Source organism: Carnobacterium divergens (assembly GCF_900258435.1).
Classification (GTDB): domain Bacteria; phylum Bacillota; class Bacilli; order Lactobacillales; family Carnobacteriaceae; genus Carnobacterium; species Carnobacterium divergens_A.
The window spans coordinates 252,721-267,554 of sequence record NZ_LT992558.1; the positions used below are offsets into that span (position 1 = coordinate 252,721).

Genomic DNA, 14,834 nt, shown 5'->3' on the forward strand with positions numbered 1-14,834 from the left:
TTGACAACTTCTATATATTAGCACGTTTAGAAGTTTGTGTCAACAACTTTTTTAATTTTCTTTTTCGCTAAGTTGTTGTTACGTCCTAGCGACATGTATAAATATAACAGGTATATCAAGGTTCGTCAACACTTTTTGTTAAAAAAATAAAAGAATTTCAAAAACATGAACAATTTAATCTATTCTATTTATTAGGTTATGATTTAGCAAGTTAAAACGAACTAAAATCAAACATACTCACGATATAGTTCGTCTTACCTCTCAATTATTTTCTTTATTTATTTATGAATAAAAATTGATTTCTATTTTTAAATATACATTTTAGCTTAAATGATCTGTATCATCCCATTTTATCAAGGTTGTCGTTGTATTTTTAACTTCTAAAACAGAAATACTTGTATTACTCATTAGACCATTTGATCGGATATCTTTAATTTCTGCTCCTAAAAGACTTTGGATGATTGCTGTTAATGTTACTCCATGAGCAACAAATAATAAATTTTCATCTGAATGTTCTTTCAATGCAGTATGAATTACATTTAAGCTACGTTCAATTAAGGATGGATATGTTTCGCCACCAAAATTAGTTGGATTGTACTTTTCAGGTTGTTCTCTTAAATGATGGAACTCTTCTGGTTCAGTTTCTAAGGCATATGAAAAATGCTTGCCTTCCCATTCGCCAAAACCAAACTCTCTCAAGTCCTTTTCTTCTATTAAAGGGATACTTTCTTCTCTTTCAGCTAAAATTAATTTAGCTGTATCTTTTGCACGCTTTTGTGGGCTTACATAGATTTGTTTAAATTCTATATTTTTTAAGGCTTTCCCTGTTAAAGTCGCGTCTTTTAATGATTCTTCTAAAAGGGCTGAATCCCCGGTTCCTCCTTGGAAACGTCCGTCTAGATTCCATTCTGTTTTTCCATGTCTAACAAAATACAATTTTGTCATTTCATCACACTCCTATTTTCTACTCTTTAGTCTATCACAATTTTTCAGTATCTTGAAATGAACTATATATAGAAGGAAAAATAAAAAGAAGATAATTAACTTATCTTCTTTACTACTTTATTTCCAGTTTTCTTCAAGAAATGGACCTCGTCCTGAACCTTGTCGGTAACCGTTATAGTGAGAGGGATTTTTTTTGTAATAGTCTTGGTGGTAGTCTTCAGCTGGATAGAATGGTTTAGCAGGTTCTATCGTTGTTACTATTGGCGCTTTAAAACGGCCACTTTCAGCTAGTGCTTGTTTGGATGCTTCTGCAACCTTTCGTTGTTCTTCATTTAAATAAAATATGACAGGTCGATAGGATGAACCTCTATCTGCAAATTGACCGCTGGCATCTGTCGGATCGGTTTGTCTCCAATAAATTTCAACTAATTGCTGATAGCTAAAAATTGTCGGATCGAAGGTAATCTCAACAGCTTCTGTATGTCCTGTGGTTTCGCTACAAACTTCTCGATAAGTTGGTGCCGTCGTATGACCTCCTGTATAACCTGCCACTACAGAAACAATACCAGGCTCTGTATCAAAAGGTTTTATCATGCACCAAAAACAGCCTCCAGCAAATATTGCTTTTTCTAATTGTTTTTCACTCATCATACTACCCCTTTCTTCTATATAAATAACAATTTAAGTATAGCATCTTAAGAGTAAGTGACAATGAATTCGCCTTGATAAAAATAAGTGACCTAAAAAAAACTCCCTCTCCTTATTAAAAGGAAAGAGAGTCTTCGGTAATAATTATTTTGGTTTACGGATTTCTGTAACGCCACCCATATAAGGAACTAATACTTCTGGAATTTTGACTGATCCATCTGCTTGTTGGTAGTTTTCTAAAATTGCTGCAAATGTTCTTCCTACTGCTAAACCTGATCCGTTTAACGTATGAACATAGTCTGTTTTTCCTTCGTCATTGCGGTAACGAATCATCCCACGGCGCGCTTGGAAATCTTCACAGTTTGAACATGAGCTAATTTCACGGAAAGTTTCTTGTGCTGGGATCCAAACCTCTAAATCATACGTTTTAGCAGCTGAAAAACCCATGTCTCCTGTACATAAAGCCAATACTCGGTATGGCAAATTCAATTTTTGTAAAACTGTTTCGGCATCATGAGTCATTTTTTCTAATTCATCATATGACGTTTCAGGCTTACTGAATTTTACCATCTCTACTTTATTAAATTGATGTAAACGGATTAACCCACGAGTATCACGTCCTGCGCTACCTGCTTCTGAACGGAATGCAGGGCTTAGAGCTGTAAAATAAACAGGCAATTGTTCAGTTGGGATAAATTCATCACGGTAATAGTTAGTTAAGGTAATTTCTGCTGTTGAAATCATCGTTAAATCTTCGTTTTCAATCTGGAAAACATCTTCTTTGAACTTTGGAAATTGACCTGTTCCAAACATTGATCTACTATTAGCTAAATAAGGAGTTAACATCTCTTGGTAACCATGTTCCCCAGTGTGTAAATCTAGCATAAAATTATACAAGGCACGTTCCAGTCTTGCTCCTAGCCCTTTGTAATATACAAAGCGACTTCCTGATACTTTCGCTCCACGTTCAAAATCTAATATATCTAATTCTTCAGCAATATCCCAGTGGGCTTTTGGTTCAAAATCAAATGTAGCAGGTTCGCTCCAACGGCGTACTTCTACATTATCCTCTTCATCTTTACCGATTGGTACAGAATCATTAGGTAGATTCGGCAATCCTGCAGCAATTTCATTAATGCTTTCATCAATAGCTGTTAATTCTTCATCTAATCCTTTTATTTTATCGCCAACTTCACGCATTTCTGTAATTTTATCATCTGCATTTTCCTTGTTACGTTTTAACGTTGCAATCGCACCTGATACTTCATTACGGTATTTTTTTAAATTTTCAGTTTCGACAATTAATTCACGACGCTTATTGTCTAATAGGACAAAATTTTCTAATAATTCTTTTTTTACACCTCTAGTTGCTAATTTTGCTTCTACGGTTGTAAAGTCACTTCTTAAACGTTTAATATCTAACATGGTTCATCTTCCTTTCTGTTTTTAATAAAAATAAAAAGAGCCCTTCCATCCACATATACACTTATGGGACGAAATGGCTCGAAAATTCGCGGTACCACCCAAATTTAGACACACTACAACATGTATCTACACTCAATAACAGTTTGATAACGGACTGATTCCGAAACAATTTGGGCCAAATGGGTTCATTGTTTACTTCGCGTGAGGGATTCAAAAAAACAAACCATCAGTTTTCACCAACCACTGACTCTCTACTTGTATTTATTTGATTTACTATGTCACGCTACTGACGTTCGACTTTATTTACTTTCTGTGTTCTTATCATACCTAAGTAACGAGAAAAATGCAATCTAAAAATCTATTTTCAAAAATTTATCCTACCTAAACTTTTCCAATAAAAAAAAGCAACCTTTTTAACTGGTTGCTCCTTCTAATGATTAAAATAAATTAGTGAAAAAAGATTTAATTCCTCGGCCTGTTAAAACAAAGAAATTAGCTTTTTCAACTTCTGATGCTGTTACTACTTTTACTTCTTGTCCTGTCGCACCGTTGATATAGCCTAAAGTATCGTTAATTGGTGCTACTTGAGCTGTTCCAACTTCCATTCCTTTTTTAATAGGAGCTACTAATTCTTTATCGTCATTCAGTAAGCCTTCTTTTTCAGTGTAGGTCACTTTTAAATTCTTAACATCTGTATCTTTTTGAACGATCGCGTTTACGTTAGCATCCATTACTAATTTCACACTATCTTCTTTCCCTTTTGCTACGTTAATAGCTTTTAAAGCTTTATTTGTGTCACCTTTTTTGACTAATTCTTTCATTTCAAAATTATCAAAAGCGTAATCCATCATTTTAGCTGTTTCTTCAAAACGAGCACCTTTATTCGTTTGGCCATCGCCTGCATTCATTACAACAGTAATAACTCTCATGCCATTTTCTTCAGCAGTTCCAGTAAAACAGGCCCCTGCAAAATCAGTTGTTCCGGTTTTTAATCCATCGACGTTGTCACGTGCATAAATTAAGCCAGGTAACATCCAGTTCCAGTTTTCCATATGAATCTCATCCGACGTTCCTTTTCTGAAGTCTAAAGTTGGAATTTTCGCTGTTTCGATTATTTCTGGGAAATCGTTTAATAAATGTTGCGCAACAATTGCCATATCACGTGCTGTCATCATATTTTCATCTGTTTCGGCACTTCCTGGATAAATATTGCCGTTTAAGTCAGAGTTTGTTAACCCTGTCGCGTTTACTAAATGAATGTCTTCTGCTTTTGCTCCCCATGAAATAACTTTTTCACGCATCGCATCAACAAATTGTGGTTCACTTCCTGAAACAGCTTGTGCCAAACTGATGGCAGCTGCGTTAGCGGAGTAAATCGCCATTGCTTCATACAATTCTTTTACGGTATATTGCTCACCTAATCGTAATGGAACATTTGATAATTCAGAATTTTGACTTGTTTTGTAGCTGTACTCATCAATGGTGATTTTTTGATCCCATTTTAATTTTCCGTCTTTAATGGCTTCTAAAACTAAGTATTCTGTAATCATTTTAGTCATTGATGCAATGCCTAATTTTTCATCGCCATTTTTGTTCACTAATACTTTTCCTGTCTTCGCTTCAATTGCAAATGCAGCTGCCGCATTGATTTCTGGTGCTTCAGCAGCTGAAGCTGTTTGAGCGCCCATCATGAACGATGGAAAAATAGTTCCTATCATTAATGCTACAGCAAAAATTATGCCGTATTTATTTATTTTTTTCATGTAATAAATTCTCCTCAATATCGTTTTTATTGACTTCTCTATGTTAGCGAAATTATCGCTAAAAAACAAGTTTTTTTGTGAAATTAAACGGACTCTTTTTATCTTTTAAAACAAATTAAAAAGCTAAGATTAATCTTGCTATTCTTAGCTTTTTAAACTAAATTGATTCACGTGAAACATTATTTTGTTTCACTGTTTTGTACTTGTTTTAGTGGTAAGTGCAACACAAAACGGGTTAAGTCTTTATCTGATTTCGCATAAATGTACCCGCCATGTAGTGCGACGATACTTTGTGCAATCGCTAAGCCTAAGCCTGTTCCGCCTGTTTCTTGTGAACGTGATTCTTCTACGCGATAAAAACGATCAAATAATTGGTTTAATGAAGCTTCTGGAATTTCTGGCCCATCGTTGCTGACTGAAATAATGACTTCTTTCCCTACTTTTTGTGCTTCAATACTGATTTTTTTACCGCCAACGCCATATTTTAATGCATTGGAAATCAAATTGTTAAAAACACGTACAATTTTTTCGGTATCAGCTTCCATCATAATTTCAGAGTCTGGTTGAATCACTTCAATGACCATATTTTTTTTCTTAGCATCTAATTCAAAATCAGCTGCTAATTGCTCTAATAGTTTTACCATGTCAAACTGGGTAAGATTTAATGGTGTTGTATGTTGACGAACTTTTGTGTACTCAAATAGATCTTCAACTAAGATTTTCATTTGTTTGGCTTTAATGTATGCTGTATGTGTGTATTTTAGAAGTTCCTCTTGACTTTGATATTGTTTATCCTCGATTAATCCCAAATAACCAATAATAGAAGTTAAAGGCGTGCGGATATCATGAGAGACGTTCGTAATCAGCTCATCTTTCGATTGCTCAATCTTACGCTCTTCTTCCATTGCGCTCACGGTACTATCCACTAACACATGGATACTGTCGATAACTTTATTCATGTCGCCACTTAATTCAAAAGGAATGCGATGATCGTAATGACCTTCTGCAATGTAATGCAACTCGCTAATAACATGACGTAATTGCATTTGTTTGTAACGACGTTTTAAGCGCCAGAATAAAACAATCATTGCCACAATAACTAACAGAGTAACAAAAATCAATTTGTATGAGTGAACTTGGCGTTCTCCAATTGTAAATGAATTTTTAAAAATCCAAATATTATTGACTAGGTCTGGTGAGGTGTACACAAAGCGATCAAAAATGATTAAAACAGCTAAATAGAGTAAGTAAATCAAACCTACTGTAATAAATCCTTCAAATATCAATTCGCTTTTTTCTTTTCTAGTTAACTTCAACTTTTTGTTTCATCTCCTCAATCATAGAACTGGTTGCCAAGTACAAATTTTATCGATCTTCGATTTTATAACCTACGCCCCAAACAGTTTGTACGACTTTTTCGCCATCAGTTGCTTCTTCGATTTTGTCGCGCAAATGGCTCACATGAACCATGACTGTTTTAGCTGATACTAAGCTTTCTTGTTGCCAGACGCGTTCAAAAATTTCATCTGCACTAAAAACGCGATTTGGGTGGCTAGCTAGTAAGTGCAAGATTCCAAATTCTAAGGCAGTTAATTGGATTGATTTTCCATGAATCGTTGTGACTTCATGTGAATCTTTTTGAATAATTAGCGGACCGATTTCTAGAACATCTGGTTCGTCTTGTGTCACTTGATAATTGCTTCTTCTTAATAATGATTTGATACGTGCCATGACTTCCAAAGGGTTAAAAGGTTTGGCTACGTAATCGTCTGCTCCAGTAATCAATCCTTGGATTTTATCCATATCGGTTGTTTTCGCACTTAACATTAAAACAGGCATTTGCGAGTCTTTGCGTAATGCTTTAACTACTTCGATTCCATCCATTTTAGGCATCATCACATCTAACACCATTAAGTCGATATCTGGTGTGGTCATAATTTTTGTCATTGCTTCTTTGCCGTTATATGCTTTTTCAACTTCATAGCCTTCATTTTTTATATAGATACTTAATAATTCAACAATCTCTTTATCATCATCAACGACTAATATTTTCATAATAGTTCTCCTTGTATGGCGGTTTATTTTTAATTCTTTCTTCTATCATAACAGAAAGTACTAAAGTTTTTGTTAAATATCTACTGATTATTGGTTAAACTAACGAAACAAACCTTATTGAATAGAAACGACAACCCATTCATTTTTGATATCTTTGCTAAATATCCAAGTTTGAGAAATCATTCCTTTTTCATAGCGACGACCACTAATCAATTTGTCCGTAACCGCATCTACAGTGTAGTCAATCAAACTGGCTTCAATTTTAACTGAAAACTTCTGATCTTTTTCAATCATTTTAAAATGATGTATTTTTTTGACTCTTACATTTAATACATAGTTTCGAAGATCCTCTTTTCTCATTTCCACCAACATTCGTTGATGGTCAAGGTATAAATCTTGTGAATAGTAGCTCCTCGCTAACTCCAATTTATCTTTAGTCCACGCATTTTGAATCGAACAAAAAGCCTCTTCAATGCGCTTGCTGATTGCATGTTCGATCGTTCCATCATTATTTTTTTGATTAGATTTGAATAAATAGGAAATCCCATATCCTATTATTAAGAGTATGGCTGCGCCTGCAGACATTTCTCCATCTGAAGAATCGTCTGAATAATTAGTGTCATTTCCATTATAGCTGTTTCCCCCATCATAGTATGTAGCATCTCCTCCACCAGCTACAGCCGAAGCCACTATCGGCATATTGATGAGCAGACTTACACAGACAACTAAAAAGCTAAGTATTTTTTTCAAATTTGTTTCCCCCTCCTTATAAAACTTACATCCATTATAAAGTAACGGACGTTTTATTAAAAGCAAAAAAAATCTCTTTTAAATTCAAAGAGATTTTTTTGATTATTATTTATTGCACTGAATAGTTCGGTGCTTCTTTGGTAATTTGTACGTCATGTGGATGTGATTCACGTAAACCAGCACCACTCATACGAATAAATTGAGCTTCGTCTCTTAAATACTTAAGGTCAGCTGCACCTACATAGCCCATTCCAGCTTTTAATCCGCCCATCATTTGGAAAATAATGTCGCTTGCGCTTCCTTTATAGGCAACGCGACCTTCAATACCTTCTGGAACTAATTTGTTGGCTTCGTTTGTACCGCCTTGGAAATAACGATCGCTTGATCCTTTTTCCATCGCGCCTAAGCTGCCCATTCCACGGTATGTTTTAAAACGACGACCTTGGAATATTTCAAATTCACCTGGTGACTCGTCTGTTCCTGCTAGCATACTCCCTAACATAACAACGTGTCCGCCTGCTGCAAGAGCTTTAACGATATCTCCTGAATATTTGATTCCGCCATCTGCAATAATCGTACGGCCGTATTCACGAGCAACTTCTGCTGCATCATAAATAGCTGTTAATTGAGGTACACCAACACCTGCAACGACACGTGTCGTACAAATTGAACCAGGTCCAATCCCAACTTTTACTACATCAACACCAACGTCATATAAGGCACGAGTTGCTTCGCCTGTTGCAACATTTCCGGCAACTAATGTCGCTTCTGGGAACTGTTCACGAATTTCTTTAATCTTACGAATAACCCCTGCACTGTGTCCATGAGCAGTATCTATAATAATTGCGTCTGCACCGGCTTCTAATAACGCTTCTGCGCGTTCAAACGTATCACTTGTCACTCCAACAGCTGCAGCTGCTAACAAGCGTCCATGCTCGTCTTTAGCGGCATTAGGGAACTCGATTACTTTTTCAATATCTTTGATGGTAATCAACCCACTTAAGCGGCCTTTTTCATCAACGATTGGTAATTTTTCAATTTTATGTTGTTGTAAGATTTTTTCAGCATCTTTTAATGAAGTTCCAACTGGAGCGGTCACAAGCTTATCTTTCGTCATGACTTCTTCAATTTTAATGCTGTAATCTGTTACGAAGCGTAAATCACGGTTGGTTAAAATTCCTACTAGAATTCGATCTTGCATATTATTGACAATTGGTACACCACTAATGCGGTAACGTCCCATCAACTCTTCTGCATCAGATACTAAATGAACGGGTGTTAAGAAAAATGGATCAATAATAACGCCACTTTCTGAACGTTTTACTTTGCGAACTTCATCTGCTTGCTCTTGGATACTCATATTTTTATGAATAACTCCCAAACCACCTTGACGCGCCATGGCAATCGCCATTTTTGAATCTGTTACAGTATCCATACTTGCACTCATCAATGGAATATTCAGCTTCAAATTCTTCGCAAGTTGAACACTCATATCCACATCATTTGGTAACACATGGCTTTCTGCTGGAACTAATAGTACATCATCAAATGTATAGCCTTCTTTAGCAAATTTCGTTTCCCAGTTAGACATCTTAAACAACCACTCCTTCGATTTTTTTGATTCAATTTGAATTAGATTTTAATTACAAAAATAACAGAGAATCTGGCCTTCGTCAAGCCTTTATGGCTATGAATTCTCTTACAATTGAAAAAAATGTAAAATCACAGACTTTTATGAAAGAAAGATGAGAAAACACTCCGCTTTTTAGGTTTCTTTCTGTCTTATTTCTAACTGTTCCATGTTGTTTTTTTACTTAATAAATTCGTTGTGCCACGTTGCGAACAATTGGACCTGCAACAAAAACTTGCAAAATGAGCGCCACAACAAAATTACGCGCAATCGTAATAGCTAAAATCTGATACACCTCTGTGCCAGTAAAACCAAAATGCATAAACGTTGTTAGAGTCGTCATGCAAATACACATACCAAATACCATAAAAAATTGCATTGCAAAAATTTGCTTCATAATAGGTGCATCGGGTTTCACCATTTTACTTTGCATTGCTTTAGCAAATTTTCCAATTACGAAGAGATCTAATAAAAACCCAATGATAAAAATAGGGATAAATCCTTTTAAAATAGTTGTAACAGCCGTCCAGTTGAATCCTACTTGTAAAATGATGTTAAATGCACTCATTAAAAACACCATAACTCCACACATTAATCCTGTAAAAATAAGCTTTTCTCTTGTGTTCTGATACATCGTTCGTTAACCTCCAATTTTTTACTTGCCTATCTAGTGTATCAGTTTCAATTTTTCTTCATAAGTTAAGATTTCCTTAAGATTACTAGTAGTTAGCTCCAACAAAAAAACCGCTAAGTCCCGTGAGTACGAGATCTTAGCGGTTTTAAAAATAAGCTAGTGGTTAAAAGAACCCACCTTGGATATTCCATTTACGTTTAAAGTATAATTTTGCACCAAATGCTGCTGCTGCAACAATAAGATACCCAATTGGTGGCAGACTCATGTTAATTGACGCTGGTAAGAATGCCATTGAAGCTGTCATCAAGAACATCCACGCAAGCATGGCCACCCCAATAATTAAGATGTAACGGAAAAATCCGCCTTTTTTCTTCTCTTTCGCATAACGATTAGGTGCATTTTTAGAGATTAGTAAAATGACGATTCCCCCCGCAAGGAAGTTAATCAACAACGTAATAATGCCCATCTCTGCTCCTTGTTGTGCTTTTCCCCAAAGACTTGAAACTCCTGTAATTAAGGAAAGCAACGCAACCATCATTAACCCACCATCTAACGCAATCATCCAATCTTTTGATTGACCAACTGGTGCTGTGGCTTTTCTAGGTCCATCTAGTAAAGCTGACGTTTGTTCCGTCACCGTTCCATAAATTTGGCGTGCGGTTTGACCTGTTTTTTGACCTTCTACTAAATGTGGCAGCATTTCGCTGTAAATTTCTGTTTTACGTTCCTCAGACAAGTTCGCTGCGGTTAAGGCTTTGTCTAACCCCATCATGTATTGTTCATTACGCTTTGTTAATTTGGCTTGTAATGCTTCATTTTCTGCTTTTACGTTTACTAATTCTTCATGTTCCACTGTTTTGATAGCCCCTTTCAAGTCTTTCCTCACCTACTAGACGTTAAATAGAAACTCCATAATGTCTCCGTCTTGTACAATGTAGCCTTTTCCTTCTGAGCGTAAGCGTCCTGCTTCTTTGATTGCTTGCAGACTTTCGTATTTATCTAAATCTTCAAATGAATACGTTTCAGCACGGATAAAGCCTCGTTCAAAATCAGAATGGATAATTCCCGCTGTTTGCGGCGCTGTCATTCCTTGTTTAAAAGTCCAAGCACGAACTTCTTTTTCACCTGCTGTAAAGTAAGTTGCTAATCCTAATAAGTGGTAAGCGGTACGAATCAATTGGTCTAAACCAGATTCTGCAATACCCATTTCTTCTAAGAATTCTGCTTTTTCTTCGTCTTCTAACTCAGCGATTTCTTCTTCTGCTCTTGCACAAATCACAATAACATCTGAATTTTCACTTGCAGCAAATTCTTTTACTTGTTTAACGTATTCGTTATTTGATGGATCTGCAACGTCTTCTTCTCCAACGTTCGCTACGTATAAAACAGGTTTCGTTGTTAGTAAAAATAAGCTTTTTACTAGTGGCAATTCATCTTCTGAAAATTCAATGCTTCTTGCTGATTGGCCTGCTTCTAAAACAGGTTTGATTTTTTCTAGCACTGTTAATTCGGCAACAGCGTCCTTATCTTTTGTTCTTGCAACTTTTGCTACACGAGCAATTCGTTTTTCTACAGATTCTAAATCTGCTAAAACCAACTCTAAGTTAATCGTTTCAATATCTGCTAATGGATCTACTCGTCCATCTACGTGAGTGATATTTTCATCATCAAACGAGCGTACAACGTGACAAATCGCGTCTACTTGACGGATATGACTTAAGAATTTATTCCCTAATCCTTCACCTTTACTAGCGCCTTTTACGATTCCTGCGATATCAGTAAATTCAAAAGTCGTTGGAATCGTCTTTTTAGGGGTAATCAATTGTGTAATACGGTCTAGGCGTTTATCTGGTACTTCAACCATGCCCACATTAGGGTCAATTGTCGCGAAGGGATAGTTTGCCGCTTCTGCTCCTGCTTTTGTAATTGCGTTAAATAGTGTTGATTTTCCTACGTTTGGTAAGCCTACAATTCCTGCTGTTAATGCCATTTTTAGTCACACATTCCTTTTCTTTAGTTAATTGTTTCTGCTGAAACGAGTATTTTTTTCATTTTCTTTTCAAATTCTCTTCGTGGCATTAAAACCATATGTCCACATTTTTCACACTTAATCCGAATATCCATGCCCATTCGAATAATTTGCCAGCGATTGGTTCCACATGGATGTGGCTTCTTCATTTCGACAATATCGTTTAATTGATACATTTTCCCCCACCCACTCTATCTTAAAAATGATCTATTCGTCTTCAAATTGAATTTCTAAAATATCTAGAATTCTAGTTAAATCGTCAACAGAAAGGTATTCGATTTCGATTTTTCCTTTTTCGCCTTTTTCGCTGATTTGAACAGCTGTACCGAATTTATCCATCAAACGTTCTTCACTTTCTCGGATATAATAAGGTTTTTTTTCAGCTTTTGGCTTGTCTTGAGCTTTTTCTTTTGGTTGGTTCAATTGAATCACTAATTGCTCCAACTGGCGAACCGTTAAGTTATCTCGAACAACTCGATTGGCAATTTTGCTGATTTGTTTTTTATCTTTTAATCCTAGTAATGTTCTTGCTTGTCCCATTGAGATTTCTTCATTTTGAAGCATTTTTTTGACGCCATCAGGCAAACCTAGTAAACGTAAATAATTTGCAATGTAAGGGCGACTCTTGCCTAGACGTTTTGCCACTTCTTCTTGGGTTAATTTTAGCTTTTTCATCAGCATATCATAGGCTTCTGCTTCTTCAAGAGAGGTCAAGTCTTCTCTTTGTAAGTTTTCCAACACCGCTACTTCCATCATTCGCTCTTCATCAAAGACACGAATAATCGCTGGAATGGTTGCCTTTCCTGCTAATTTAGAGGCTCTAAAACGACGCTCACCGGCAATGATTTCATAGCCTTTGACTGTTGATTCTCTTAAAATAATCGGTTGAAATACTCCTGAAGAACGAATGGAATCGGCTAATTCATTCAATGCTTCTTCATCAAATATTTTTCTTGGTTGGTAAGGATTTGGTCTGATTTCTTCTAAGGAAATCTCTTTTACGACTTCACTGTTCACATCAATTTCTTCTAGCTCAGTGTAATCGCCAAAAAGCGCATCTATTCCGCGGCCTAAGCCTTTGCTATTTTTATTCGCCATTTGCTAACACTTCCTTTGCCAATTCTAGGTAAACCTCTGCTCCTCTTGAACGTGGATCGTAATCAATGATCGATAAGCCATGACTTGGTGCTTCTGATAAACGGATATTACGTGGCACAATTGTTTTATACACGCGCTCGCGGAAATATTTTTTCACTTCATCAACGACTTCATAGCCTAGATTTGTTCTAGCATCCAGCATCGTTAATAACACGCCTTCAATTTTCAAATCGGGATTGAAATGTTTTTGGACAAGTCGGACTGTGTTTAAAAGTTGGCTTAATCCTTCTAATGCGTAATATTCACATTGAACAGGGATCAGAATTGAATCGCTGGCTGTAAATGCATTAATGGTTAAATGACCAAGTGAAGGTGGGCAATCAATTAAAATATAATCGTATTGATCTTTAACCTTTTGAATCGCTTGCTTCAATCGTGATTCTCTTGCCATTTGAGTCGTTAGTTCAATTTCTGCTCCTGCTAATTGAATGGTTGCCGGCACGATCCATAGATTTTCTCTTGATGTCGGCATCACAACGTCTTCGATGGGCGTCTCGTTGACTAAGATGTCATAGATATCTTTTTCAACATCCGCTTTTCGGACTCCTAAGCCACTGGTAGCATTTCCTTGTGCATCTATATCAATCAATAAGATTTTTTTGCCGTTATAAGCTAAACATGCACCTAAATTTACAGTAGTCGTCGTTTTGCCAACGCCACCTTTTTGATTTGCAACTGATATAATTCGTGCCATTGTTGTTCCTCCGTTTTTAGGCTCTCGTTAAATAGGAGACCCGATTTTTGTCCATTAAAAATAGGAGAATAAAAGCAAAGATGCCTTTATTCTCCTGCGCATCTTTTCAAAATGAAATGGTTCATTTATCGCTCTTTATTTATCTTTCTTTTTTGGAATTTCAATTGTGATTCGATAGACATCTTCTAAATCTTCTTCTTCTGTCTTCATTTTAATTCCTGTGTCATTCACCATAGTGATTGATTTTTTAATTGTATTTAACGCAAGGCGAATGTCTTTTGAAATGCCTTTTTTACGTTTTTTTGGCTTCGCGGGTGTTTTTTCTTCTTTGTCAGCTTTTATACTTTTAACTAAGGCTTCCGTTTCTTTTACCGTTAATTTTTCTGAAATTATTGTAGCAACAACTTCTTTTTGCTCTTCTTCGTTTAAAGCAAGTAGGCTACGGCCATGTCGTTCTGAAATTTCTTTTGTTAAAAGTGCTTGTTGAACAGGTGTTGAGAGCTTTAACAAGCGTAGCTTATTAGCAACAAATGACTGACTTTTTCCAATACGTTGGGCTAAGGCTTCTTGGGTAATTTCATTTAATTCAATCAGACCTTGGTAGGCTTTTGCTTCTTCAATTGATGTCAACTCTTCACGTTGCAGATTTTCAATCAAAGCAACGGATGCTGTTTCTGGATCGGTCATTTCTTGGATAATCGCAGGAACTTCTTCCCACTCTAAAATTTGCATCGCTCTAAAACGTCGTTCCCCAGCAATAATCTCGTATTCTCCCGGTGCATACTCTCGTACAACGATGGGTTGAATTAAGCCATGAATATGAATCGTTCTGGACAATTCTTGCAGCTTTTCTTCATTAAAAATCTTTCTTGGTTGAAAACGATTTGGAACAATACGTGCAACGGGTAGTTTTTGAACAAGTTGTTGCTGCGCCTCTTCGCTTTCAATAGTTTCTAGGGCTACTTCCGGCACAACTTCATCACGTTTTTCAGTTTTCTTTTTTGCTTTTCCTGAACCAAATAAATCCGACAATGCCATTTTATTCTCTCCTTGTAGTTCCTTTGATACTATTGTAACAAAAAGTAGTTTAGTCTTGCAAAATT

At 36.1% G+C, this 14,834-nt stretch carries 15 protein-coding genes and 1 other annotated feature; all 15 genes read right to left on the reverse strand.

What is annotated here, in order from left to right; translation table 11 throughout:
- Window positions 1-321: 321 nt before the first annotated feature.
- Window positions 322-945, reverse strand: coding sequence for a histidine phosphatase family protein (locus tag CDIMF43_RS01735; protein ID WP_074401240.1), 624 nt, complete (start codon window positions 943-945; stop codon window positions 322-324).
- Between the two features lie 117 nt (window positions 946-1,062).
- A complete protein-coding gene (msrA, locus tag CDIMF43_RS01740) occupies window positions 1,063-1,593 on the reverse strand; it encodes a peptide-methionine (S)-S-oxide reductase MsrA (protein WP_074401241.1) in 531 nt (176 codons plus the stop codon).
- A 144-nt stretch (window positions 1,594-1,737) separates the two neighbouring features.
- Entirely contained in the window at window positions 1,738-3,018 is a 1,281-nt protein-coding gene (gene serS / locus CDIMF43_RS01745) for a serine--tRNA ligase (protein ID WP_074401242.1), read from the reverse strand.
- A gap of 61 nt (window positions 3,019-3,079) precedes the next feature.
- Window positions 3,080-3,315 (reverse strand) — a binding site (T-box leader).
- A gap of 140 nt (window positions 3,316-3,455) precedes the next feature.
- Window positions 3,456-4,781 (reverse strand): serine hydrolase, encoded by a 1,326-nt coding sequence (locus CDIMF43_RS01750; RefSeq protein WP_109841034.1) that lies wholly within the window; start codon window positions 4,779-4,781, stop codon window positions 3,456-3,458.
- Between the two features lie 179 nt (window positions 4,782-4,960).
- A complete protein-coding gene (locus CDIMF43_RS01755; RefSeq protein ID WP_109841035.1) occupies window positions 4,961-6,097 on the reverse strand; it encodes a sensor histidine kinase in 1,137 nt (378 codons plus the stop codon).
- Window positions 6,098-6,146: 49 nt separating this feature from the next.
- Window positions 6,147-6,836: a response regulator transcription factor CroR gene (gene croR, locus CDIMF43_RS01760; RefSeq protein WP_034572819.1), complete on the reverse strand. Its 690-nt coding sequence runs from the start codon at window positions 6,834-6,836 to the stop codon at window positions 6,147-6,149.
- A gap of 114 nt (window positions 6,837-6,950) precedes the next feature.
- On the reverse strand, window positions 6,951-7,586 hold the full coding sequence (locus tag CDIMF43_RS01765; protein ID WP_109841036.1) for a TIM44-like domain-containing protein: 636 nt from the start codon (window positions 7,584-7,586) through the stop codon (window positions 6,951-6,953).
- 109 nt (window positions 7,587-7,695) lie between these two features.
- On the reverse strand, window positions 7,696-9,177 hold the full coding sequence (guaB, locus tag CDIMF43_RS01770) for an IMP dehydrogenase (protein WP_034572812.1): 1,482 nt from the start codon (window positions 9,175-9,177) through the stop codon (window positions 7,696-7,698).
- A gap of 223 nt (window positions 9,178-9,400) precedes the next feature.
- Window positions 9,401-9,850: a DUF2798 domain-containing protein gene (locus CDIMF43_RS01775; protein WP_109841037.1), complete on the reverse strand. Its 450-nt coding sequence runs from the start codon at window positions 9,848-9,850 to the stop codon at window positions 9,401-9,403.
- A gap of 163 nt (window positions 9,851-10,013) precedes the next feature.
- Complete coding sequence (locus CDIMF43_RS01780) at window positions 10,014-10,703, reverse strand: DUF1129 domain-containing protein (RefSeq protein ID WP_034573896.1); 690 nt, start codon at window positions 10,701-10,703, stop codon at window positions 10,014-10,016.
- Between the two features lie 36 nt (window positions 10,704-10,739).
- On the reverse strand, window positions 10,740-11,840 hold the full coding sequence (ychF, locus tag CDIMF43_RS01785; RefSeq protein ID WP_074401247.1) for a redox-regulated ATPase YchF: 1,101 nt from the start codon (window positions 11,838-11,840) through the stop codon (window positions 10,740-10,742).
- A 23-nt stretch (window positions 11,841-11,863) separates the two neighbouring features.
- Window positions 11,864-12,055: a DUF951 domain-containing protein gene (locus tag CDIMF43_RS01790; RefSeq protein ID WP_034572803.1), complete on the reverse strand. Its 192-nt coding sequence runs from the start codon at window positions 12,053-12,055 to the stop codon at window positions 11,864-11,866.
- A 31-nt stretch (window positions 12,056-12,086) separates the two neighbouring features.
- Window positions 12,087-12,977: a ParB/RepB/Spo0J family partition protein gene (locus CDIMF43_RS01795; protein WP_034572800.1), complete on the reverse strand. Its 891-nt coding sequence runs from the start codon at window positions 12,975-12,977 to the stop codon at window positions 12,087-12,089.
- On the reverse strand, window positions 12,967-13,731 hold the full coding sequence (locus CDIMF43_RS01800) for a ParA family protein (RefSeq protein ID WP_034572797.1): 765 nt from the start codon (window positions 13,729-13,731) through the stop codon (window positions 12,967-12,969). Before CDIMF43_RS01800 ends, CDIMF43_RS01795 begins: the two co-directional genes overlap by 11 nt.
- Before the next feature lie 135 nt (window positions 13,732-13,866).
- On the reverse strand, window positions 13,867-14,769 hold the full coding sequence (noc, locus tag CDIMF43_RS01805) for a nucleoid occlusion protein (protein ID WP_074401248.1): 903 nt from the start codon (window positions 14,767-14,769) through the stop codon (window positions 13,867-13,869).
- Window positions 14,770-14,834 lie beyond the last annotated feature (65 nt).